The 23070-nt window shown below is 64.6% G+C and carries 25 protein-coding genes; 8 read left to right on the forward strand and 17 right to left on the reverse strand.

Annotated features, from left to right (window positions below):
* The first annotated feature begins 82 nt into the window (after positions 1–82).
* Both puuE and C7455_RS14650 read left to right on the forward strand, forming a co-directional pair.
* On the forward strand, positions 83–1492 hold the full coding sequence (puuE, locus tag C7455_RS14645) for an allantoinase PuuE (protein WP_109669439.1): 1410 nt from the start codon (positions 83–85) through the stop codon (positions 1490–1492).
* Entirely contained in the window at positions 1489–1977 is a 489-nt protein-coding gene (locus tag C7455_RS14650; RefSeq protein ID WP_109669440.1) for an ureidoglycolate lyase, read from the forward strand. Before puuE ends, C7455_RS14650 begins: the two co-directional genes overlap by 4 nt.
* 188 nt (positions 1978–2165) lie before the next feature.
* Here C7455_RS14650 and bhcD read toward each other — a convergent pair whose 3' ends face one another.
* The 4 genes from bhcD to bhcA form a co-directional block, all read right to left on the reverse strand.
* Positions 2166–3131, reverse strand: a complete 966-nt coding sequence (gene bhcD / locus C7455_RS14655) for an iminosuccinate reductase BhcD (protein ID WP_109669552.1) — start codon at positions 3129–3131, stop codon at positions 2166–2168.
* Positions 3132–3163: 32 nt separating this feature from the next.
* A complete protein-coding gene (gene bhcC, locus C7455_RS14660) occupies positions 3164–4327 on the reverse strand; it encodes a 3-hydroxy-D-aspartate aldolase BhcC (RefSeq protein ID WP_109669442.1) in 1164 nt (387 codons plus the stop codon).
* Positions 4328–4432: 105 nt separating this feature from the next.
* A complete protein-coding gene (bhcB, locus tag C7455_RS14665; RefSeq protein WP_109669443.1) occupies positions 4433–5398 on the reverse strand; it encodes a beta-hydroxyaspartate dehydratase BhcB in 966 nt (321 codons plus the stop codon).
* A 10-nt stretch (positions 5399–5408) separates the two neighbouring features.
* A complete protein-coding gene (gene bhcA / locus C7455_RS14670) occupies positions 5409–6599 on the reverse strand; it encodes an L-aspartate--glyoxylate aminotransferase BhcA (RefSeq protein WP_109669445.1) in 1191 nt (396 codons plus the stop codon).
* A gap of 171 nt (positions 6600–6770) precedes the next feature.
* Between bhcA and bhcR the strand changes: the two genes are divergently transcribed.
* The 3 genes from bhcR to fcl all read left to right on the forward strand — a co-directional run bounded on the left by bhcR (position 6771) and on the right by fcl (position 10003).
* A complete protein-coding gene (bhcR, locus tag C7455_RS14675) occupies positions 6771–7619 on the forward strand; it encodes an HTH-type transcriptional regulator BhcR (RefSeq protein WP_109669447.1) in 849 nt (282 codons plus the stop codon).
* A gap of 281 nt (positions 7620–7900) precedes the next feature.
* On the forward strand, positions 7901–9022 hold the full coding sequence (gene gmd / locus C7455_RS14680) for a GDP-mannose 4,6-dehydratase (RefSeq protein WP_109669449.1): 1122 nt from the start codon (positions 7901–7903) through the stop codon (positions 9020–9022).
* Positions 9023–9031: 9 nt separating this feature from the next.
* A complete protein-coding gene (gene fcl, locus C7455_RS14685) occupies positions 9032–10003 on the forward strand; it encodes a GDP-L-fucose synthase (protein ID WP_109669450.1) in 972 nt (323 codons plus the stop codon).
* Between the two features lie 68 nt (positions 10004–10071).
* Here fcl and C7455_RS14690 read toward each other — a convergent pair whose 3' ends face one another.
* Complete coding sequence (locus C7455_RS14690) at positions 10072–10935, reverse strand: alpha-1,2-fucosyltransferase (protein WP_170119094.1); 864 nt, start codon at positions 10933–10935, stop codon at positions 10072–10074.
* Positions 10936–11199: 264 nt separating this feature from the next.
* Between C7455_RS14690 and C7455_RS14695 the strand changes: the two genes are divergently transcribed.
* Positions 11200–12153, forward strand: coding sequence for a glycosyltransferase family 2 protein (locus C7455_RS14695; protein WP_170119095.1), 954 nt, complete (start codon positions 11200–11202; stop codon positions 12151–12153).
* Positions 12150–12917, forward strand: coding sequence for a glycosyltransferase family 25 protein (locus C7455_RS14700; protein ID WP_109669454.1), 768 nt, complete (start codon positions 12150–12152; stop codon positions 12915–12917). The genes C7455_RS14695 and C7455_RS14700 overlap by 4 nt, the downstream gene beginning before the upstream one ends.
* Positions 12918–12924: 7 nt before the next feature.
* Here C7455_RS14700 and C7455_RS14705 read toward each other — a convergent pair whose 3' ends face one another.
* From C7455_RS14705 to C7455_RS14750, 10 genes are all read right to left on the reverse strand, one after another.
* The gene (locus C7455_RS14705) at positions 12925–13746 is read right to left on the reverse strand and encodes a glycosyltransferase family 2 protein (protein WP_170119096.1); all 822 of its coding nucleotides are present in this window, start codon (positions 13744–13746) and stop codon (positions 12925–12927) included.
* Positions 13743–14624, reverse strand: coding sequence for a glycosyltransferase family 2 protein (locus C7455_RS14710; protein ID WP_211315496.1), 882 nt, complete (start codon positions 14622–14624; stop codon positions 13743–13745). The genes C7455_RS14705 and C7455_RS14710 overlap by 4 nt, the downstream gene beginning before the upstream one ends.
* A gap of 21 nt (positions 14625–14645) precedes the next feature.
* Positions 14646–15416, reverse strand: a complete 771-nt coding sequence (locus C7455_RS14715) for a cephalosporin hydroxylase family protein (protein WP_109669457.1) — start codon at positions 15414–15416, stop codon at positions 14646–14648.
* Complete coding sequence (locus C7455_RS14720) at positions 15413–16471, reverse strand: class I SAM-dependent methyltransferase (RefSeq protein ID WP_109669459.1); 1059 nt, start codon at positions 16469–16471, stop codon at positions 15413–15415. Before C7455_RS14720 ends, C7455_RS14715 begins: the two co-directional genes overlap by 4 nt.
* Entirely contained in the window at positions 16468–16905 is a 438-nt protein-coding gene (locus C7455_RS14725; protein ID WP_109669460.1) for a hypothetical protein, read from the reverse strand. Before C7455_RS14725 ends, C7455_RS14720 begins: the two co-directional genes overlap by 4 nt.
* Positions 16902–18125 carry a class I SAM-dependent methyltransferase gene (locus C7455_RS14730; protein ID WP_109669462.1) on the reverse strand — a complete coding sequence of 408 codons (1224 nt, stop codon included), beginning with the start codon at positions 18123–18125 and terminating at the stop codon, positions 16902–16904. Before C7455_RS14730 ends, C7455_RS14725 begins: the two co-directional genes overlap by 4 nt.
* Positions 18122–18670, reverse strand: coding sequence for a dTDP-4-dehydrorhamnose 3,5-epimerase family protein (locus tag C7455_RS14735; RefSeq protein ID WP_109669463.1), 549 nt, complete (start codon positions 18668–18670; stop codon positions 18122–18124). Before C7455_RS14735 ends, C7455_RS14730 begins: the two co-directional genes overlap by 4 nt.
* Entirely contained in the window at positions 18667–19716 is a 1050-nt protein-coding gene (gene rfbG / locus C7455_RS14740; protein WP_109669557.1) for a CDP-glucose 4,6-dehydratase, read from the reverse strand. Before rfbG ends, C7455_RS14735 begins: the two co-directional genes overlap by 4 nt.
* On the reverse strand, positions 19713–20480 hold the full coding sequence (gene rfbF, locus C7455_RS14745) for a glucose-1-phosphate cytidylyltransferase (protein WP_109669465.1): 768 nt from the start codon (positions 20478–20480) through the stop codon (positions 19713–19715). The genes rfbG and rfbF overlap by 4 nt, the downstream gene beginning before the upstream one ends.
* Before the next feature lie 688 nt (positions 20481–21168).
* Positions 21169–21591: a ferredoxin reductase domain-containing protein gene (locus tag C7455_RS14750; protein ID WP_146200014.1), complete on the reverse strand. Its 423-nt coding sequence runs from the start codon at positions 21589–21591 to the stop codon at positions 21169–21171.
* Positions 21592–21603: 12 nt separating this feature from the next.
* Here C7455_RS14750 and C7455_RS19950 point away from each other — a divergent pair, with 12 nt between their 5' ends.
* On the forward strand, positions 21604–21990 hold the full coding sequence (locus C7455_RS19950; protein WP_146200015.1) for a type 2 periplasmic-binding domain-containing protein: 387 nt from the start codon (positions 21604–21606) through the stop codon (positions 21988–21990).
* Positions 21991–21996: 6 nt separating this feature from the next.
* Here the strand turns inward: C7455_RS19950 and C7455_RS14755 are convergent, their stop codons facing one another.
* Positions 21997–22284 carry an Atu4866 domain-containing protein gene (locus tag C7455_RS14755; RefSeq protein WP_245904348.1) on the reverse strand — a complete coding sequence of 96 codons (288 nt, stop codon included), beginning with the start codon at positions 22282–22284 and terminating at the stop codon, positions 21997–21999.
* Positions 22285–22307: 23 nt separating this feature from the next.
* A complete protein-coding gene (locus tag C7455_RS14760) occupies positions 22308–23030 on the reverse strand; it encodes an SDR family oxidoreductase (protein WP_109669470.1) in 723 nt (240 codons plus the stop codon).
* Between the last annotated feature and the right edge of the window lie 40 nt (positions 23031–23070).

Genomic DNA, 23070 nt, shown 5'->3' on the forward strand with positions numbered 1-23070 from the left:
AGGCCATGCCCCTTGCAACCCCCCCTTGCAACATCCGGTGCGCTTGGCCAAAGCTGAGCCGCCAACACCGGAGACCCCATCCATGCAGCGATACCCCCGCGACCTGACCGGCCATGGTGCCACGCCCCCCGATCCGCAATGGCCGGGCGGGGCGAAGATCGCGGTCCAGATCGTGATGAATTACGAGGAAGGCGGCGAGAACAACATCTTGCACGGCGATGCCGCCTCCGAAGGCTTCCTGTCCGAGATCACCGGCGCGCAAGCATGGCCGGGGCAGCGGCACTGGAACATGGAATCGATCTACGAATACGGCGCGCGGGCGGGGTTCTGGCGGCTGCACCGGATGCTGGGGCACCTGCCGGTGACCGTCTATGGTGTCACCAGCGCGCTGGCCCGCGCCCCCGGACAGGTCGCCGCGATGCATGAGGCAGGCTGGGAAATCGCCTCTCACGGGCTGAAATGGGTCGAACACAAGGACATGTCCGAGGATCAGGAGCGCGCCCTGATGCACGAGGCGATCCGGCTCCACACCGAGGTCACGGGCAGCCCCCCGCGGGGCTGGTACACCGGACGCTGTTCGATGAACACCGTGCGGCTGGCGGCGGAAACCGGGCTGTTTGCCTATATTTCCGACGATTACGCCGATGACCTGCCCTATTGGCGGCGCTTCGGCGACCGCGACCAGCTGATGGTGCCCTATACGCTGGATGTGAACGACATGCGCTTTGCCATTCAGGCGGGCTATGCCGAGGGTGCGCAATTCGAACGCTACATCACCGACAGTTTCGACTGCCTCTTTGCCGAAGGGGCTGCGGGGCGTCCCGCCATGATGTCGATCGGCCTGCATTGCCGCCTTGCCGGGCGCCCCGGCCGGGCGCAGGGCCTCAAGCGCGCCATCGCCCATATGGCGGGCCACGCGGGCGTGTGGTTCGCCACCCGCCTCCAGATCGCGGAGCATTGGGCAAAGGTCCATCCGCCGGTTGCCCGCACCCGCCCCTCCGAGATGGACCGCGCCAGCTTTGTCGCGGAATTCGGGGCCATCTACGAGCATTCCCCCTGGATCGCCGAGCGCGCCCACGGGCTGGAACTGGGCCCGACACATGATACAGCCGCAGGCGTCCATTCCGCGCTGGCGCGGGTGTTTCGCAGCGCCTCGCCCGAGGAACAGCTGGCCGTTCTGAACGCCCATCCCGATCTGGCTGGCAAGCTGGCGGCGGCCAAGCGGCTGACGGCCGAAAGCACGGCCGAACAGGCGAGCGCGGGGCTGGATGCGCTGACCGACGCCGAGCGTGCCGAATTCACCGCCCTCAATACCGCCTACATGGAAAAATTCGGCTTCCCCTTCATCATCGCGGTGCGCGACAACACCAAGGCCTCGATCCTCGACGCCTTTCGCCGCCGCACCCTTCAGGACCGCGACACCGAATTCGCCGAGGCCTGCCGACAGGTCGAACGCATCGCAGAACTCCGCCTGAAGGAGAAGTTGGGATGAGCACCGATATTGTGATCGAACCGCTTACCGCCCGTGCCTTCGCGCCCTTCGGCGAGGTGCTGGAAACCGAAGGCGCACCCGACAAGATCATCAACGCGGGCCTCTGCGGCCGCTGGCACGACCGGGCGACCCTCGACATTCTCGACGGACAGCCGGGGATCAGCCTGTTTCGCTCGGAATCCCGCGCGCTGCCCTACCGGCTCGAGATGGTGGAGCGTCACCTGTTGGGCAGCCAGGCTTTCGTGCCGATGTCGCATGATCCGTTCCTCGTGATCGTCGCGCCCGACGCGGGCGGCAGCCCGGGCACCCCGCGCGCCTTCCGCACCGAACCGGGTCAGGCGATCAACATCGCGCGCAACACGTGGCACGGTGTCCTGACGCCACTTCACGCCCCCGGACTTTTCGCGGTGATCGACCGGATCGGCGAGGGTGCCAACCTCGAGGAATACTGGTTCGACCAGCCCTGGATGGTGCGGAACGCCTGAGCGGCCAGGCGCCCCCCGACTTCTCTGTTTCAAAAATATCCCCGCCGGAGGCTCCCGCAGTCGACGCCCCGCGCAGGCGTCGGATGTGGCGCGCGACCGCACCCGCGCCGTGGCGCGGGTGCAGGGCCCAAGTGGTGAGGCAGATCGCGCAGCGATGGCCAAACCCGCGGGAGCGCGCCTTCCTATGCTCAGAGCGGAACGAGCGTAGCCATGCCGCGTGCGACGGCCTCGGTCACGATGGCGTCGGCCACGGCCAGATCCTGCAAGCCCACGCCGGTGCCATCAAAAAGCGTGATCTCGTCGTCGGACGTCCGTCCCGGATGCGCGCCATTGATGACGGCGCCGATGGGCGTGACGGCCTCGGCCCCGATCAGTCCCGCCGCGACCGCGTGCTGCGCCTCGCCGATGGTGACGCTTTGCGCCACCTCGTCGCAAAACACCGTCGCGAGGGCCAGCAGGGCCGCCTCGACCTCCTGCTTGCCCTTGGTGTCGGTTCCCATGCAAGCCAGATGCGTGCCGGGGCTGACATGTGCGGCCATGAGCGAGGGGGCGAAGCTCGAGGTGATCGTGATGATCACATCCGCCTCGCGCAGGCCCGGCAGGTCGACCGCCTGAAACGGCACGCCCATTTCCTCGGCTACCGCACCAAGACCCGGAAGCATGTCGGGGTGGTAGTTCCAGCCGATGACCTTTTCGAAGGCGTGCGTTTCCAGCGCCGCGCGGAGCTGGAACTTTGCCTGATGGCCTGCGCCCACCATGCCCAGCACCTTTGCGTCTTTCCGCGCCAGATGCTTGATCGACACCGAGGACGCGGCCGCCGTGCGCAGCGCCGTCAACAGATTGCCGCCGACCATCGCCTTTACGCGACCACTGTCGGGGTCGAAGAGGAAGACGCTCGACTGGTGGTTGATCAGCCCGCGCCGCTCAAGGTTATGGGGCCAGTAGCCCCCCGCCTTGAGGCCCAGAACGCCACCCACAGCGTCGAAGCCGCCCTTGAAGCCGTAAAGCGCATCCTCGTGTCCCAAGGCTTCGCGCACCACGGGAAAGTTCACCGCATCGCCGGAGGCCATGGCGGCAAAGACCTTTTCCACCGCGTCGAAGGACGCCTTGCGGGTCAGCAGATCGGCGATCATCCCCTCGGGGACGATCGCCAGTTCATGGGCGGGGGATTTTCCGCCGTCCATCCTCAGTAGGCCTTGCCGCGGGCCGACACGGGCCAGACCACCTCGACCTTGCCGTTCCGCACGCCGACATACCAGTCGTGCACGTTGCAGGTCGGGTCGCAGTGGCCGGGGACAAGGCGCAGCTTGTCGTTGACCTTGAGCACGCCCTCGGGGTCGGCAACGACGCCGTGCTCATCCGAGCATTTGACATACTTCACGTCGTCGCGGCCGAAGATGACCGGCAGGCCAGAGTCGACCGATTGTGCCTTGAGGCCGGCATCGACGATGGCCTTGTCGGCCTTGGCGTGGGACATGACGCTGGTCAGGATGAACAGCGCGTTTTCCCATTCGCCGCGGTCGATGCGGTTGCCATCCTTGTCGAGGATGCGGCCGTAATCGGCATCCATGAAGGCGTAGCTGCCGCACTGAAGCTCGTTGTAGACGCCGGAATTTGACTCGAAGTAGTAGCTGCCGGTGCCGCCGCCGCCGACGATGTCGCACTCCAGCCCCTCGGCCTTCAGGCCTTCGACCGCATCGCGCACCATGTTGATGGCGATGGTGGTCTTGGCCATCCGCTCGTCATAGCTGTCGAGGTGCTGCATCGCGCCTTGATAGGCCTGGATGCCGGAAAACTTCAGACCCGGCGCCGCGTCGATCGCCTTGGCGATCTCGATCACGGCGGGCGTGGTGGTCACGCCACAGCGGCCCGCGCCGCAGTCGATTTCCACCAGACACTCGATGGTTGTGCCATGCTTGACGGCGGCAGCCGACAGGTCGGCCACGTTGGCGAGGTCGTCGACGCAGCAGATCGCGCGCGCGCCGAGCTTGGGGATGCGGGCAAGGCGGTCGATCTTGGCCGGGTCGCGCACCTGGTTGGAGACCAGAACATCCTTGATGCCGCCGCGGGCGAAGACCTCGGCCTCTGACACTTTCTGACAGCAGACGCCGACCGCGCCGCCAAGGCTTTCTTGCAGCTTGGCCACATCGACGGACTTGTGCATCTTGCCATGCACGCGGTGGCGCATGCCGTGCGAGGCCGCGTAATCGCCCATCTTCTTGATGTTGCGCTCCAGCGCATCGAGGTCGAGGATCAGGCAGGGCGTCTGGATATCCGCCTCGTCCATGCCGGGCAGGGCGGGGATGTCGTAGCCGACTTCCAGGGTTTCGATGTCGATGACGTCTTTCATGGGTTCTCTCCCGGTTTGCGTTTCCGGCCCGGTCAAGGTGGGCGGATCGCCCACCCTACGGGCGGTGTAGGGTGGGCGATCCGCCCACCGATGATGGTCTTGCCCTTACATCCAGGGCAGCTTGTCGAGGTCCACGTTGCCCCCCGTGACGATGACGCCGACGCGCTTGCCGCGGAAGACGTCGGGGTTCTTGATGATCGTGGCCAGCGGCACCGCGCAGGACGGTTCCATCACGATCTTCATCCGTTCCCAGGTCAGCTTCATCGCGTCGATGATTTCTTGCTCGCTTGCGGTCAGGATGTCGGTGACGTGGTGCGACACGAAATGCCAGGTGTTTTCCTTGAGCGGCACCTTGAGGCCATCGGCGATGGTGTTGGGCGCGTCATCCGCGATGATGTGACCGGCCTTGAAGGAGCGGTAGGCGTCATCGGCCTGTTCGGGCTCTGCGGCGTAGATCTTGACGTGCGGCGCGATGTTGGACAGCGTCAGGCAGCAGCCCGACACCATGCCGCCGCCGCCGATGGGGGCGATGACCGCCTCCAGACCCTCGACCTGTTCCATCAGCTCGCGCGAACAGGTGGCTTGTCCCGCGATCACGCGGGGGTCGTTGTAGGGATGCACGAAATCGGCACCCGTGCGAGCGTGAACCTCGGCAAATACCGCCTCGCGCGAGGTGGTCGAGGGCTCGCATTCGGTGATGATGCCGCCATAGCCGCGCACGGCGGCCTTTTTCGCCTCGGGTGCGGTGCGGGGCATCACGACATGGCAGGGGATGCCACGCCGGCCCGCCGCATAGGACAGGGACAGCGCATGGTTGCCCGAAGAATGGGTGGCCACCCCTTTGGCCGCCACATCGTCGGACAGGCCGAAGACCGCGTTGCACGCCCCGCGCACCTTGAAGGCACCGGCTTTTTGGAAGTTCTCGCATTTGAAGAACAGGTCCGCGCCGGTCAGCTCGTTCATGAATTGCGAGGTCAGGACCGGCGTGCGGTGGATGTAGGGCGCGATCCGCGCGTGGGCGGCCAGCACGTCGTCATAGGTCGGGATATGGGTCTCGATGGCGTCTTTCATGGCGTTCCCCTCACTCAGCGGCCAGCGCGACGGGCGCGGCGGTCCTGCGATACACCTCTTGCGCGGCGGCGACGCCGGAGCCGAGGCGGATGTCGAGGCCAAGATCGGCCATGGCCATTTCCGCCGTGGCCAGACCCGAGAGCATCAGCACATCGGTCAGGCTGCCCAGATGCCCGATGCGGAACACCTTGCCTGCGACCTGACCCAGACCCGCGCCGAAGGCCACTCCATACCGCTTGCTCGCGTGGCTGACGATGCGGCCGGCGTCGAAGCCCTCGGGCGTGCGGATCGCGCTGACCGTGTCGGAGTAAAGATCGGGGCGGATCGCACAAAGCTGCAGACCCCAGGCCTGCACTGCGGCGCGCACGCCGGTTGCGATGCGGGTATGGCGGGCGAAGACATTGTCGAGCCCTTCTTCCATAAGCATCTCCGACGCGGTCTTGAGTCCGTTCAGCAGGCCGACGGCGGGGGTGTAGGGGTAGCCATTGATGGCATAGCCCTTCACCATGTCGCGGATGTCGAAATAGGTGCGCGGCAGGCCGCCGGTTTCCACCGCCGCCATCGCCTTGGGCGAAAACGCCGCGATGCCGAGACCTGCGGGCAGCATGAAGCCCTTTTGCGACCCGGTGACGGCCACGTCGATCTTCCAGCCGTCGAATTCGAAGGGCATGGAGCCGATGGAGCTGACCCCGTCGACAAACAGAAGCGCGGGGTGCTTGGCCGCATCCATCGCGCGGCGGACGCCCGCAATGTCAGAGCGCACGCCGGTCGCAGTCTCGTTATGGGTGGCCAGAACCGCCTTGATCTTGTGCGCTGTGTCGGCGGTCAGGATCTCTTCGAACCGGGCGGTTGGAATGCCCTCGCCCCAAGGCGTTTCGATGATCTCGACCGTCAGGCCGTGACGTTGGCACATGTCGATCCACTTCTGGGAGAACATGCCGTTGCGCGCCGCCAGAACCGTGTCTCCGGGGGTGAGCGTGTTGGTGATGGCCGTTTCCCAGCCGCCCGTGCCGGTGGAGGGGAACACGAACACTTCGGCCACGGCCGATTTCAGCACGCGCTTCACGCCGTCACGGGCAGGGTGCAGGATATCCTTGAACAGGTCGGATCGGTGGTCGATCGTAGGCATGTCGCAGGCCCGGCGCAGGCTTTCGGGCATGTTCGTCGGGCCGGGAATGAAAACCGGGTTCTGCAGGCTCATCAGGGTCTCTCCTCATCTCTCGTCTCCACATTAGTCTTTGCGGCCGCCGCGCACAATTTTTTTGAAAAGGTTTTTCAGAAATGCTAGTATGCGTCGAAGTTGTTTAATATCAAACGCTTGTATTTTTTCACAGGGTGAAAGTGTTTTTCACTGCACTGCAGCGAGGCCAAAATGCGTGACGATCCAGAGGTCGAATCCCCCCGTCCCGGGGCGTCGCGCGCCCGGGGACGCCCCAAGGCTTGGGACGACAAGACCGACCAGAACACGATCAAATCACTCGACCGGGCGATGGCGGTATTCGAGCATCTGTCGACCATGCCGGGCGCCACCCTGTCGGAACTGGCCGCCGACACCGACCAATCGCCCGCCACGACCTACCGCATCCTGACGACGTTGGAATCGCGCGGGCTGGTGGAATTCGACGCGGGCGCGCAACTGTGGCACATCGGGCCGCGCGCCTTTCTGATCGGGGCGCGGTATCTGCGCCGCACCTCGGTCGTGGACCGGGCCCGGCCGATCCTGCGTCGGCTGATGGAGGCGACGGGGGAAACCGCCAACCTCGGCATCGCGCGCGAGGCGCATGTGCTGTTCGTCAGCCAGGTGGAAAGCCACGCCTCGATCCGGGCGTTCTTTCCGCCGGGCTCGCTGTCGCCCATGCATGCCTCGGGCATCGGCAAGGCGCTGCTGGCCCAGATGACCGACGACCGTCTTTCGCGCTACATTGCCACGGCACCGCTTGACCGTTTCACCGTGCGCACGCTGACAGATCCCGTCGATCTGCGCGCAAACCTGCAAGAAACCCGCGCGCGCGGCTATGCCATCGACGACGAGGAGAAGAACGAGGGGATGCGCTGCATCGCGGCCCCTGTCTTCGACCACCATGGCGAGGCGGTGGCGGGCCTGTCGGTGTCGGGTCCGGTCAGCCGCGTCTCGGTGCGCGAGACGCCCCGTCTGGCCGAGGCTGTCGCGCGGGCGGCCGCGGATCTTTCGGCGGCCTTGGGGGCCGAGGCGCGGGGATGATGCGCGGTCGGATGGCGGCGGGTGACCGACCCGCTGACGGTTTCCCGGATCACCGGCGGGCGTGACCCCACGCCTGCAAGCATGAGGTCTGTCCCGCGTGACTTGCCTCACCCCAAACGGCAGCTTATCAACCCGAAGCGATGTTCAGGTGGACACGCGATCCACGAGCGCCACGGCACAGGCTCACTGGCCATGGTCCGGGCGAGCCGAACGAGCATCAGCTGTCGGACTTTTTCCGGCTGCAGGGACGGCTGGTTCCTTCGCAAAGATGAGGCGAGAGCATGACGAAACGCGCGCTGATCACCGGGATAACCGGCCAGGACGGCTCCTACCTCGCGGAGCTGCTGCTCGGGAAGGGCTATGAGGTCCATGGCATCAAGCGCCGGGCGTCGATGTTCAACACGCAGCGGATCGATCACATCTATGAGGATCCGCATCAGACCGACCCCAAGCTGCGGCTGCATTACGGTGATCTGACCGATACGTCGAACCTGACCCGCCTCCTGGCCGAGGTGAGCCCGGACGAGGTCTACAACCTGGGCGCCCAGTCTCACGTCGCGGTCAGTTTCGAAGCGCCGGAATACACCACCGATGTCGATGCCATGGGCACCTTGCGGCTGCTGGAAGCCATTCGGTTTCTCGGCCTCGACAAGACGACGCGTTTCTATCAGGCGTCCACCTCCGAACTCTACGGTCTCGTTCGGGAAACCCCTCAGACCGAGACGACGCCCTTCCACCCGCGTTCGCCCTATGCCGTGGCCAAGATGTATGCGCACTGGATCACGGTGAACTACCGCGAGGCCTATGGGATGTATGCCTGCAACGGCATCTTGTTCAATCACGAGAGCCCGCGCAGGGGCGAGACCTTCGTCACCCGCAAGATCAGCCGGGGGCTGGCCAATATCGCCCAAGGGCTGGAACAGTGTCTTTACATGGGCAACATCGACGCATTGCGCGATTGGGGTCATGCGAAGGACTATGTCCGCATGCAGTGGATGATGCTGCAGCAAGATGCGGCCGAGGATTTCGTGATTGCCACCGGCGAACAGCATTCGGTGCGTGATTTCATTACTTGGGCGGCGGCCGATCTGGGCATTGCGCTGTCCTTCGAGGGTCACGGCGTTGACGAGGTGGCCCGGGTGAGCGCCGTGGCGGGGGACAATGCCCCCGCGGTTCGTCCGGGTGACGTCCTTTTGCGCATCGACCCCAAGTACTTCCGCCCTGCCGAGGTCCAGACGCTACTTGGCGATCCGTCCAAGGCCAAGGCCAAGCTCGGCTGGAAGCCCGAGATCACCGCCCGCGAGATGTGCAGCGAGATGGTGGCCGAGGACTTGAAGACGGCGAAACGCCATGCCTTTCTCAAGTCGCATGGCTACAATTTGCCGGTGGCCCTTGAAGGGTGAGGCCGCCTCATGACCAGGATTTTCGTAGCAGGGCATCGCGGCATGGTCGGCTCGGCCATCCTGCGTCGGTTGACGGCGCGACGGGCGGAAGGCGAGAAGATCGACCTTGTCACGCGGACGCATGCAGAGCTTGACCTGACCGACCAGGCCGCCGTGAGAAGGTTCATGCAATCCGAACGTCCGGATGTCGTGATCCTCGCCGCGGCGAAAGTGGGCGGCATCCATGCCAACAACAGCTATCCCGCCGATTTCATCTACGAGAACCTGATGATCGAGTGCAATGTGATCCATCAGGCTTTTGCCGCCGGGGTCAGACGCCTGCTGCAGCTGGGGTCGAGCTGCATCTATCCGCGCATGGCACCCCAGCCCATGGCCGAGGCGGCGCTCCTGACCGGGACGCTCGAGCCTACGAACGAGCCCTACGCCATCGCCAAGATCGCGGGCATCAAGCTGTGCGAGAGCTACAACCGTCAGCATGGCACCGACTACCGAAGTGTCATGCCGACCAACCTCTACGGGCCGGGCGACAATTTCCACCCCGACAACAGCCATGTTCTGCCCGCGCTCATCCGCCGATTCCACGAGGCGGTCCGCGATGGGCTGGGCGAGGTGGTGATCTGGGGCACCGGCACCCCGCGACGTGAATTCCTGCATGTCGACGACATGGCCGAGGCGTCGCTTTTCGTGCTGGATCTGGACCGAACCATCTATGACGCGAACACCGAGCCCATGCTGAGCCATATCAACGTAGGCTCAGGTTCGGATGTCAGCATCGGCGACCTTGCGGCCATGGTGGCGCAAGTGACGGGGTTTCAGGGCGAGATCCGCTGTGACACGACCAAGCCCGACGGCACCCCGCGAAAGCTCATGGATGTGAGCCGGCTTTCCGCGATGGGCTGGCGGGCGCGCATAGAGCTGCGCGACGGAATAGGCGGCACATATCGCTGGTTCCTTGAGAACGCTGCCGAAGCGCGCATGTGATGCCGTCCGCACTTTCCCGGCGTTTATGAAGTCCGGGGAAATCGGTGGCAAAGGTCCGCTTCAGGGCGTTACCCCGGGATCTTGATCCAGCTTGTCGGCCAGATGTCCGGGTTCTCGAATTCGGGATTGGCGAACCATCGCTCCGGCGCGGCGACGATCTTTTCCGGGTTCGGGTTCAGCCACGCCCCCCACCACGAGAACGAGGAATTGGCGATGATGTGATGGCGGCACGAACTCATGAGCCGGAGGTCCTCGTAGTTCCGGTCCGGCCCATTGTGCCCGACGACCCTGATCTCGGCTGGCAGGACAAGGTTTTCGCTGACCCAGGCGGGATCATCGGAAAAGGCAAAGACGACCGGCTCTTCGCCCATCTGCGCCGCGACATGATCGAGAGCGGCCGTGTAGTATGCCGGTGTGCAGGTGCCGTGGAGAGCTGCGAATTTCGCGTTTTGCACGTAATCGCCACGTCGCACGTGCAGGGAAACGGCCCGCGGCTCGTCCTTGATCCGGGAGAGCCAGCGGGCATTCTCGGGGTCCGGCGGCATCTTGACCGTCAACTCGTCCCGGATGACCGAGCGGTGCTTTGCGAAATACCGTTCAGACTGGAAATACCCCTCCAGCCAGACCGGCCCTGTGACTTGCGCCACGCGTGGGTCATAGCCGGGACCGGCTTCGCGCAGCCGCGCGGGTCCTCGTCGGGCCAGTCTCCAGAGCATGTGCGCAAGGGGGCGCTCGCGTGGGAATGGGGGCATCTCTGCATCCGGCACGGGCCGATCAGCAAGCTCGAACACATCCATCGCATAGCCGTGTTCGCGCGCGCGGCGATAATGACGGCGGTCGAGGACAAGATCCTGTCCCGTTGTGAGCGCCAAGGAGCGTCCGGCGGCATATTGGAACATCTGGTTTCCAAGGCCGCCAATCAGCGTCATCATGATCATTCGCGTTGCCCCTCTGAACGGCTGACGTCAACGGAGTGGCGAAAGCGCCGATGGCAAGCAGCGTCCCGACACCGATGCGATGGTGTTCCGGCTCGCTTGTCCCGTGTCACCGGTGGCCGACTGGTCGAGAGCGTGTTCACGGGGCGCGTTGAACCTGCATGGTCCTTGACAGTTTCGGGCAGGCGGCCGGCACCGGGCTTTCCGTTTACGCGGCGATTGCCTCTTGCTAAGACCGTCCTTCTAGGCGGGGTTGAACTGGTGATCAAGCAAATCGAAACCTATAGTTTCAGCCCCGCGCTTCTGGCGCCGGCCGAACGCTTGCCGGGCGTTTCGGCCTTCATGCGGATCCGCAACGGGGCCGATTTCCTCGAGGCGACGATCCGCAGCCATATCGACGCCTATGACGAGATCGTCGCGGTCTACAACCAGTGCACCGATGCCACGCCCGACATCCTTGACCGGCTGGCCGGCGAATACGGGCCGCGGCTCAGGGTTGTCCACTACCTGCCCCGCGTGCACCCCGCCGGCAGCGAGGGCCATGCGAGCACGCCGCCGTCCTCGCCGCAATCGCTTGTGACCTATTACAATTGCGCTTTGGCGATGACACGTCACCAATGGGCCGTGAAACTTGACGACGATCACCTCGCCATTCCCGAGGCGCTGGGCGGCATGGTCCGCCGCATTCGCACCGGCGAGGCCGATGATCGGCGTCTGCACTGTTTTTCGGGTCCGAACCTGATCCGTGACCGGGCAGGGCGGCTGGGCATCGCCTCGGCTGATCCGGTGTCGGGCGGCGGGGACATCGGGTATTTCCGGGTCCGGACCGACACCTATTTCACCCATGATCCGCGATTCGAACGCTTTGCCCGCGGGCCTCTCACCCGGGAGTTCGCGGGCTGGTTCTACTGGCATCTGAAGTTTCTCAAGCAGGGCGGTGGCTTTGCCAATTACGAACTTGATGCCAATCCCGGCTCTCGCTACGCGCGCAAACGCGACAAGATGGCGGGAGCTGGCATCTGGGACATGTCGCAGATGCGGCAGGCCCGCGCGCCGGGCCTGATCCGGCGGCTGCGCGCGCAGATCGATGGCAAGGAACGGCTGTCGGCGGCGCGCGACATGGCCCTTTCCCGGGCCTTTCCGCAAACGAGCGTCGAACAGGCGCTGGATGACAGCACACCGGGCTGGCGAGACTGGCTGGAGCGCGCAACATGAACGACTGGCCCATCTACGTGATCAACATGGCGGCCAACACGACCCGCATGACCCGCGTCACGGATGAGTTGGCGCGCCGGGGCCTGTCCTTTGACCGTTTCGAGGCGGTGGACGGGCGCGCCCTGACCGAGGCCGAGCGCGCCCGCGTCTACGACCCGCAGGCCAATGCCCGCCGCGCTCGGCACCCCATGATCGGCCCCGAACTGGGCTGCTACCTGAGCCATGTCGCCCTGTGGGAAAAGATCGCCCAAGGGCCTGCCGGTGGCGCGGTGATCCTCGAGGATGATTTCGCCGCGCAAGATGACCTGCCGCAGGTGATAAAGGCCCTTGCAGCGGATGGCGGCGATTGGGACATAGCCAAGCTTTTTTCGCTGAAACAGGCGCAAGGCGTTATGGCGCGCCGCCCCCTCAGCGCCGGGCGCGAGATCGTGACACCCTACAAGGTGCCGACCACGACCCTTGGCTATGCGATCCGCCGCAAGGCCGCCGCGCGGCTCGCGGCCCGCGCCCTGCCGGTGTCGCGCCCGATCGACGAGGATCACAAGCATTTCTGGGAACTGGACCTGCGTGTGGCCCTTGTCATGCCGCCGCCGCTGCGCTTTGGGGATGAAACGGCGGAAACCGGCTCGATCCAGAGCGCCCGACGCCGCGCCCGGGGCTTGCAGGGATGGGCCGCCTTGGCGCAGGGCTGGCGCAGCCTGCGCTACCGTCTGCGCTATGTCGCCGGGCTGCATTGGCACCGGCTTGTGCGGCGGGTGCGGTGAGCGGGCGCTAGCGCCGCGTCATCCGGCTGGCGATCCGCCTGAGCGGGATCAGCGTGGCCGCGACCGGAAAGGCCGCGATCAGGGCGGCCTGCTCGATGGGGGAGGACAGGGTCAGATAATCTGGCAGTTGCGTGCGTCTGAAGCGCATGCGGGTTGTTTCCGTCATCGCGGCGCTGGCCTGATGGTGCCGTTTGTAGATGTACGGGCCCTTGACCGAGACGAGCTCCGTTTGGCGCAGAAGGTGGTAGAGCGTCAGCATGTCGGCCCCCCGCCCGCCGCGCCGGAACGGCGCAAGCGCGTCGTCGGTCAAGAGATCGCGGGGAAAGATGCTGTAGAACGGGTTGGCTTTGCCCATGAAGGCGGGTTGCACGAAATAGCGCAACCGCCGCAAGGCGGCAGGCCCGGTAAAGGACAGGTTGCGCCCGTTGACCGCATGTGCGCGCGGCTGGCCATCGACCTCGGTCATCTGGACGCGTCCGAAGGCCATGCAGCGGCGCGATTGCGCGACGGGCAACAAGGTCTCGACCCAATCGGGCGACCATGTATCATCGGCGGCAGCCCACATGAAATGAGCGGCCTGCGCCGCGTTCAGCACGGCGATGAAGTTGCCGATTGCACCGAGGTTCTTGCTCTGGCGAATGACGCGCAGTCGGGGGTCTCGGGCCGCGTGCTCCGCGATGATCCGGGGCGTCTCGTCGGTCGAGGCGTTGTCGGACACGATCAGTTCGAAATCACCACGTGTCTGCGTCCGCAGGCTCGTCAAGGCCGCGTCAATATAGGCCGCTCCGTTGAAGACGGGCAGTCCGATCGAGAGGCTGTGTTGGCTCACAAGGCCACCGCAGCGTGGTCCAGCAATCGTTCTACGTCGACGACCCTGTACCCCTTGGGGAAGTGTCCCGGGCGCATTGCTTCCATGATCACCCTGAGTTCCGACACGGCCCAAGGAAAGGCCACTTCGAGGACTGGAACACTTCGCGCCACGTCGTTTCGGAAGTTCGCCTCGCGTCTTTGCGACAGTGGAACAGCACGCCTGATCCAGCTGCGAACGAGGCCCCAGCGCTTAAGAAAGGGGAAACCAGCGATCACTTTTCCTTTGGCCCTCCCCACACAGACGGCTGCGAGGACACCATCGTTTTCCAGCCCTTGCGACTGTATGGCCTGACGCATGAACTCTGTTCGAAAGAGCGAATACACAATGTTGCACTTGTGCGAAAAATGCAGCGCGAGGAAATGCAGCAGCCGTGCGCGGCTGTCACGGGACTCGACAAACGCAAATATCCCGGGGTCGTACTCATCAAGGAACCCAAAGATCTGATCCTTGATCGCAAAACTGGGAAAGGCGAAGCCGATCTCGGGCTCTGCATCCAGCGCCGCGACGGCACGTTCCAGCCAGAAGGGGCGCCACAGGTCGTCATGGGCAGCCCATTGAAAGAAGTCCCCGCGCGCTTCGCCCAAGACATAGGCGAAGTTTCCCGCCGCGCCGATATTGCGAGGCTGTCGCACGTAGCGGATGCGGGGATCGCGCGCGGCATAGCGTCGGGCGATGTCGCCCGTGCGGTCGGTCGAGGCATTGTCCGAAATGATCAGTTCGAAATCGGCAAACCCCTGCGCCAGAAACGAGTCGATGGCCCCCGGCAGATGTTTCGCGGCATTGTAGACCGGCATCCCGATGGACACCCGGGGCGTCGCACCTGCCGCGATATCCACCGACCCCGGCACGTCCCGCCCTCAGCCCTTGCGCCGCAGGTAGCCATCGGGCGCGACGGAGACCAGCAGTTTGGCATCCATGCTGCGGTCGATCTCGAAATCGGGGTTCCCGGGCAGCCAGTGATGCACGGCCGTCTTGGGATTGTCGCCCGGCCCCCAAGGGCGATCACCCGCCATCTCTGCCGGCAGATCCTCGACCACGGTGTCGAAAACGATGCAATAGCAACCCGGGGTGACAAGCTCGGCATAGGCCTCAAGCTCGGCCAGAACGTGATCATGGGTATGATTGCTGTCGAGGCAGACCATCACCCGCCCGGCGCCTTCGGCGCGCGCGCGGACCTGCGCCACGATGTCGGGCGCTATGGCGGAGCCTTCGATCATCTCGATGCGGCTTGCCATGGGATGTGCCTCGATCGCGGCGCGGTTATGGGGCCGGATGTCGATGTCGATGCCCAGAACCTTGCGGCGCGGCTGGCGCGGGTCGATCACCCCGCCTGCCTCGGCGGCATCGCAGTAGTCCAGCATCGCCAGAAGCGAGGCCGACAAGATCAGCGATCCACCATGGGCGATGCCCGTTTCGATGATCAGGTCGGGGCGCGTGGCCCAGACGATTTCCTGCAACGCGACCATGTCTTGCGGATACTGGATGATCGGCCGTCCAGCCCAAAAGAAGTTGTAGGAATACTGCGCCGGGATCGTCGCCTCGGCAAAGGCCTGACCGGCCGCGCGCAGGCCCTTGTCGGTCTGGGCCGCGGCAAGGCGGTCGGCCACCTCTTTTTCGAAAGGTGTCATGCGCTCACTCCCACATAGGTAAAGGCGTTGCCCGTCATCTGGCGGATCTCGTCGAGATAATTGGGGTTCATCACAAGGATCGTCGCCCCGGGTTCGATACCGCGCAGCCCCTCGTCGGGGGACAGCACGCGCAGGCCCGTCGCGGGCAGGTAGCGCCCCTGTTTGGCCGGGTTGATGTCGATCACCCTGCCCACGGGACGGCCCGCGCGTTCCCGCAAAAGCGAAAAGATCACGCCTTTGGAGGCGCCGCCCCAGACGATATCGTCAGGGCCACCCGTCTCGGTCTGGGCCTTCAGGCGTGCGGTGATGTCGTCGGGGAAGCGGACCGTGTCGCCGGCGTCGCGGCGTGGTGTGCGCAGGGTCGACAGATCGGCGACCACCCGAAGGTATTGCCCACCAAAGGCCCGGTCGGCATGCACCACACGCGCGAAGATCCGGTTGAAGTCCGTCAGCCGGAAGTAGTTCACATGCTCGAAGAAGATGTCGAACCAGGATTTGTGGGTGCAGATCCAGTCGAGGCAGGGCACCTCGATATAGATGAGGCCGCGTCCACCGTTCGCCTCGGCCAATTTGCGCAGGAACGCAACAGGGTCGGGGATGTGTTCCAGCACATGTCGCAAGATCAGCCCCTCGCCGCGCAGCCCGAGGCCGGGACTGAAATAGGCGCGCTTCACCAGCGGGCTGTCGCCCTCGTAGGTAGGATCGAAGCCGGTCACCTTTGCGCCCCGGTCCGATAGCAGTTCCAGAAAGGTGCCCTTGCCGCAGCCAACCTCGATCAGCCCGGTGCGTCCCATCTTGTCTTCGACCAGATCGGCCACGGCGTCCATATGTGCCCTGAACTGCGGCGAGCCGGCCTGTTCGTTTTGGTAGGCGGCGTCGTAATCGACAAACTCCGGGTTGAAGGCCGCGTTGTGCACCAGCCCCGTTTCCAGATCCTCGACCAACCGCATGTCGCCCTTGGGGCAATCGCGCCCCTCGGCTGCGCTGTCATACATCCGGTTCTGGAAAACGGGCAGCGCGTCCTGTGCATACAACAGACGGGTCTGAGGTGTCATGTTCTCTCCTCATCGGCGGGCAGGCAGGCGGGTATGCCCAGCTCGTGACCGGTCGCCACCAAAGTGTCGCCCCGCACCCCGAACCGCCACATGTCGCGCCGCGCGTATCCCTGCGCGATCCGTTTCGCAAGCTGGCGCGTGGCGATCAAGACGCCCGTGCGGACATTCGCCACGCCTTGGTCCGGCCTGATCATGCCCGTCCGGCAGTCACTGCTGCGGGGCGAGGTCAGACAGGCGCCGGGGCGCGCGCGCCATGTGCCATGGATCACCTTGGCGATACCGGTGCAGGCCGCCTGCCGCCTGCCCATGCCTTCGGTCAGCGCATCGGGCCTATGCCGAGCCAGGCATATCGCCCGACCATGACGGGCGGGATCGGCCAGAACCGGCCTCACGACGAAACCTGTCACCGCGGTCGGAAAGACCCGGTCCGTCATCTCACTCGCAACTCCGGCACTGCGGTCACGAAGCGCGTGCCTGAGGCGCGCAGCGGATCAAGCTGGGCCATCACCTCCTCGGCGATGTTCCAAGGCAAGATCAAGACGTAATCCGGCGCGGCCGCGCTCAACGCGGCGGGCGCAAGGATCGGGATACGCGAGCCGGGCAGGAACTTGCCCTGCTTGGCCGTTGCCGCATCGCACACGAAGTTGAGCAGGTCGGGTCGCACGCCGGCGAAATTCAAAAGCGTGTTGCCCTTGGCCGCCGCGCCGTAGCCCGCCACCGTCTTGCCGTCGGCGCGTGCCTTGAGCAAGAACCGCAACAGGTCGTCCTTGATCGTCTCGGCCCTGGTCTGGAACCCGCGGTAGAAGTCATCCCCCGCCATGCCGCGGGCGCGTTCCTCGGCCAAAAGCGCGGCCACTGCCCCACGTTCGACATGTGGCGCGCCGTCGAGACAGCCCCAGACGCGCAGGCTTCCGCCATGTGTCGGGATCTGCTCGACATCGAAAATTCGCAGACCGGCCTTGGCAAGGATGCGCGCGACGCTGAGCAGCGAGAGATAGGAAAAATGCTCGTGATAGACGGTGTCGAACTGACCGTGTTCCACCAGTTCCATCAGATGCGGAAATTCCAGCGTGACAACGCCTTCGGGCTTCAGCAGTGCCGCGATCCCCGCCGTGAAATCATTGATGTCGGGGACATGGGCAAAGACATTGTTGCCTGCGATCAGGTCGGCCTGCCGCCCCTCGGCGGCCAGTCGCGCGCCCACGGCCTCACCGAAGAATTCCTGCAGCACGGGGATGCCGAGCGCCTCGGCCGCCACGGCGGTGCTGTTGGTCGGTTCAATCCCCAGACAGGGGATGCCCGCTTCGACGAAATTGCGCAGAAGATAACCATCATTGCTCGCCAGTTCGACGACATGCGAGGCGGGCCCAAGCGCCAGCCGGTCGATCACCATCGCGGCATAGCGCGCGGCATGGGCGAGCCAGCCCTTGGAGGTCGAGGAAAAATAGGCGTAATCATCGCTGAACAGAGCGTCCGCCGTTGTGAAATCCTCTGTCTGGACCAGTCGGCAGGTGCCGCAAACGAACAGCCGCAAGGGATAATGCACCTCGGGCGCGCGCAATGCGTCGCGCGTCATGTAGGCGTTGGAGGGTGGGGCCGCACCCAGATCCAGAAAGACGTCTCTGAGCGGAGCCTGACAATGGCGGCAGTTCATGTTGCAAGAGGCTCCAGGTCGTGCAGCCGGGGCAGGGCAGCGTCCCGGGGCGAAAGATTTGCGACGGGCAAGGCCCAGTCGATGCCGAGTTCGGGATCGTCATGGGCGACGCCGCCTTCGTGAGCAGGGCTGTAGGCCGCCCCATGCAGGTACAACAACTCCGTATCGGGCAACAGTGTCTGGAACCCGTGAGCAAACCCCGGCGGCACATAGACCATGTCGCGGTTTTCTGCGGTCAGGTCCACAGCTTCCCATTGACCGAATTGCGGCGAGCGGGCGCGAAGGTCGACGATCACGTCCCGGATCGCGCCGCGCAGACACCGCACCACCTTGCTGTCCGCGGCCGGTGGCCGCTGGAAATGAAGCCCCCGCACCGTCCCCGCCGCGCGGCTGAAGGAGGTGTTGATCTGTGCGATTTCGGGCAGAAGCCCCTGCGCACGGAACTCCTCGGTGCAAAAGAACCGTGCAAAGAACCCGCGCGTGTCCTCCCTCGGGTTCAGCGCGATGCGGAACGCGCCATGCAGCTTGAGCGGGTGAAAGATCATCTGTCCGACGCCTCGAAGGCTGTGATCTGGGCATCGGTCAGCGCCACAGGGTCGGCGCCTTCATGAAGGCCGCGATACCATTCGATGCTGCGGGCCACCGCATCCTCGAGACCCCAGCGCGGGGCCCAGCCCAGCGTGGCGCGGGCCAGTTCGATCGACAGGGCCAGTTGCCCGGCCTCGTGCGGGGCGTCAGGGTCGGAGGCGTCGTGCCATGTGCCGGGCCAATGCCGAAGCGCGATCTCGACCAGTCGCCGGACGGGCGCCAGATCGGTCAATGCAGGGCCGAAATTGACGGCGTCAGGCACGGGGGTATCGGCCAGCATGCGTTCGGCCATGGTCATGTAGCCTGCCAGCGGGTCCAGCACATGCTGCCACGGCCGGATCGCGGCCGGGTTGCGCAGCGCCAGCGGCCGACCTGCGGCAAGCGCGCGCGCCAGATCGGGAAGAATGCGGTTTTCCGCCCAGTCGCCGCCTCCGATCACATTGCCTGCCCGGGCCGTGGCCAGCCGCACTGGCCCACCGCGCAAAAACGCGCGGGCATGGCTTGCCACCAAAAGTTCGGTTGCGGCCTTGCTGGCGGAATAGGGATCATGGCCTCCGAGGCGGTCTGGTTCCCGGTAGGGGTGGGGCCATTCGCGGTTCTCATAGACCTTGTCGGTTGTGATCACGACCAGCGCGCAAGGGCGCAACAGCCCACGCGCCGCCTCGAGCACATTGAGCGTGCCCATGACATTCGTGCTCCAGGTCTCGACCGGATCTGCGTAGGACCGAAGGACAAGCGGCTGAGCGGCGAGGTGAAAGATCGCATCGGGCTGCACTTCGGCGACGCGCTCGGCCACCAAGCCCGGCGTGCGGATATCGCCGATCCGGTGGTCCAGCCGGCCGGCAAGCCCAAGCTGGTCGAACAGCGCCGGCGTCGTGTCAGGCGAAAGCGACAGGCCGAACACCTCGGCCCCCCGGCGCAACAGCCAATGCGACAGCCAAGATCCCTTGAACCCGGTATGTCCCGTGATCACGACGCGCCGACCGTGCCAGTCTGCCGTCATCCCCAGACCCGCCACGGCGCCTTGTCCGATGCCCAGAGGGATTCGAGAAAATTCTTGTCACGCAGCGTGTCCATTGCCGCCCAGAACCCGGGATGACGGTACACGGCAAGCGCGCCGTCGGCGGCGAGACCTTCCAACGGGCCGCGCTCCCAGATTGTGTCATCGCCCTCGATCCGGTCGAAAACCGACGGTTCGCACACAAAGAACCCGCCCGAGATCCAGCGCCCGTCGCCTTGCGGCTTCTCGAGAAAACTGCGCACCCGCTCGCCCTGCAGCTCCAACGCGCCGAACCGGCCGGCGGGCTGGATCGCCGTGACGGTGGCCTGCGCGCCCTCGGCTCGGTGATGGGCCAGCAGCGTTGGGATGTGGACGTCGCTGACGCCGTCGCCATAGGTCAGGCAAAATGTGCCGTCGATATAGGGCCGCACACGCGCCAGACGACCACCGGTCTGGGTCTGTTCACCGGTATCGACCAGCGTCACCTTCCACGGCTCCGCGGAGCGGTGATGCACCTCCATTCGGTTCTCCGACATGTCGAAGGTCACATCGGACATGTGCAGGAAATAATTGGCGAAATATTCCTTGATCACGTACCCTTTGTAGCCACAGCAAATCACGAATTCCGTGATCCCGTGATATCCGTATAGCTTCATGATGTGCCATAAGATCGGCTTGCCCCCGATCTCGATCATCGGCTTGGGTCTCAGATGGCTTTCTTCGCTGATCCGAGTTCCCAGACCACCGGACAAGATAACGGCCTTCATGCAAGTCCTATTCTCGAACGATCAATCAGCTTTGCGAGTTCGCTGTCGCGTATAAAGGTCGAGAATGAAGCTGTCCATGGCTCCGCCGCACCAAACCCGGGAGGGACCGATGCGGGATTCATCTTGTGAGTCCAGCGTGGTAGCCGGCTTGCACGCGAAGACCTGCCCCCTGTTCCGCAGGTCGGGCAGCCGGGAGGTCCACACCCAAGCGCGGTCGCGCCGCGCTCGCCGATCCATGGGATCGACCTCGAGATGAGCAAGGATATACCGTGCCGAAAAGGGGGCGCTGTCGCCAGCAGATCTGCAGCGATGCCGCCATCCGGATATGAACTTCAGGGCAAGCACTGTGCGCAAGAGCCCTCAGGCCGACGGCCGTCCTCGTCGTGACGCTGTCGCGACAACCAGGTGCACGGCGCATCCGCGACCTTCAGGGGAAAGCGTGCTCACCGTCGTGCCAACGATGCTCCATCTCACCAAAGAGTTGGAGCCTTTCGCAAACTTCGCATGGGTCAGCCTGCCGGGCCGAAGGTATCTTGATGCACTTGGCTTAGCGGAACGCCCGAAGACACGAGACAGCGCTGAATGCCGGATTGAACGGCCACCGGGCCACACAGTAGGTAGCGCGCGTTTGGACCGGCCCCTAGGGCAAGAAGGAAACCTGCGTAAAGACGGCCCTGAAGGTCATCGTCTATGTCCGGTCGGTGGCCTTGGGCTGGCTGTAGAATACACGTTTGCGCAGCTTCGGGTTGGCTTGCACAAGGCCGTTCACCTCATCGCGGAGAGCGTGGGTCGCACCGTTTCGTGTGCCGTTGAAAAACCAGATATCCCGGTTTTTCTGGCCGACATTGGCCCAGAGCGCGGAAATCACGGGCGTGAGACCGACACCTGCGCTGACCAACACCAGCTGGCAGTCCCAGCCCGGCGCGACGAAGTCGCCCGCGCGCCCGCGCGCTGCGATAGCATCGCCCTCGTGGCTATCGTCATGCAGGAACCGCGATACCAGCCCCTTGTCTTTACGCTTTACGCTGATCCGATAGAAGCGGCGGTCCTGCGGCGGCCCGGACAGGGAATAGGAGCGCTTGGAGGTGCCGTGCTGGCGAGGACCCTGCACTTCGATCAGAAGATGCTGTCTGACCCTGAACGGGTCTGGCGGGCGGTCATCGACGGGGACCAAGTAGACGGACGTGATGTCCTGTCTCTCGTGCAGCTTCCCCGCAATCCTCAGCTGCCGCGACAGGTGATCTATCCGGAAGTGGCGGCAGATCTGCTTAAGGTCGACCGGATCTTGAACCTGGTCGAGGAGGGCATCGACGTCGCCCTGCGGATCGGTGATTTGCCGCCCTCGGACATGATGGCGGTGCGTGACGGCGAAACTGCGCTGCTTTCTCGACTTTGCCCGCGACAGGTTACGGGACTTGCCTGTTCTGCAGGATTGGCCGGTTTGGTCGGCCTCCCGACAGGGGGGAGCCGACCATTTTGTGTGAAGACCACGGAAGGTTTGCCACCGTGACCGCGATTACTTCCGAAAGAAGGTCATCCCGGCATGCTGCAGCACGTCGGGTTCGACGAATTCACCGTCGGCGGTAAAGCCGCTGTCGTCCCAGTAGTCGATATGCGTGCCAGTGATCTCGTAGCGGCCTTCGTAGGCGCGTTCCTGATTGCCGCGGGCCTCGACATAGCGGCCGTTGGGAAGCAGTTCGTGCCGGATGCGGTTGTCGGCGGTGACCCACAGCCCGGAATAGGGGTGCGGGTCGTCACGCCGGGCGAATTCCGCGACGGTGGCCAGAAGGGCGGCGGTAAGCATGGTCGATTTCTCCATTGTAAGCCTCAATTTGCGGATGCGGTGGGGCGGATGGTGATTTCGGTCGTGTCGACGGACGCGGGGGCGTCGATCAGCTGGCCGATGGCACGCGCGACATCGGCGGGTTTCAGCGCGATGGCGCGGTAACCGCCCATAAGCGCCTGCGTCTCCTCATGGGTGATGGAGGAGGCAAGCTCGCTTTCCACCACGCCGGGATTGACGCAGGTGACGCGTATGGCGCTGCTTTCCTGGCGCAACCCGTCCGAGATCGCGCGCACCGCGAATTTGGTGCCGCAATAGACCGCCGCCGTCGGCGAGGCCTGCAGGGCACCGATGGAGCCGATGTTGATGATCTGGCCTTCGCCCTGCCGCTCCATGATAGGCAGAACGGCGCCGATCCCCCACAGGACCCCTTTGATGTTCACGTCCACCATCCGCTCCCATTCGTCGAATTTGAGGGCGGACATGGGCGACAGGGGCATGACACCGGCATTGTTCACCAGCACGTCGATGCGGCCCCACAGGTTGAGGGCGGTCTGCGCGAAGTCCTGCATGGAAGCGATGTCGGTCACATCGAGTTGCCATGTGGCGACATCGGCGCCGTTCCAGCGCAACTCTTCGGCGATGGTCTCCAGCCGGTCCGAGCGGCGTGCGCCCATGAGGATCTTCGCGCCGCGGGCCGCAAGCTCGCGGGCGATGCCTTCGCCGATGCCGCTCGACGCTCCGGTGATCAGAATGACCTTGTCCATGACGTTCTCCTTTTCAGATTGATCGCACGGAGGAACATGG

The organism is Roseicyclus mahoneyensis (assembly GCF_003148775.1).
In the GTDB taxonomy this organism is placed as follows: domain Bacteria; phylum Pseudomonadota; class Alphaproteobacteria; order Rhodobacterales; family Rhodobacteraceae; genus Roseicyclus; species Roseicyclus mahoneyensis.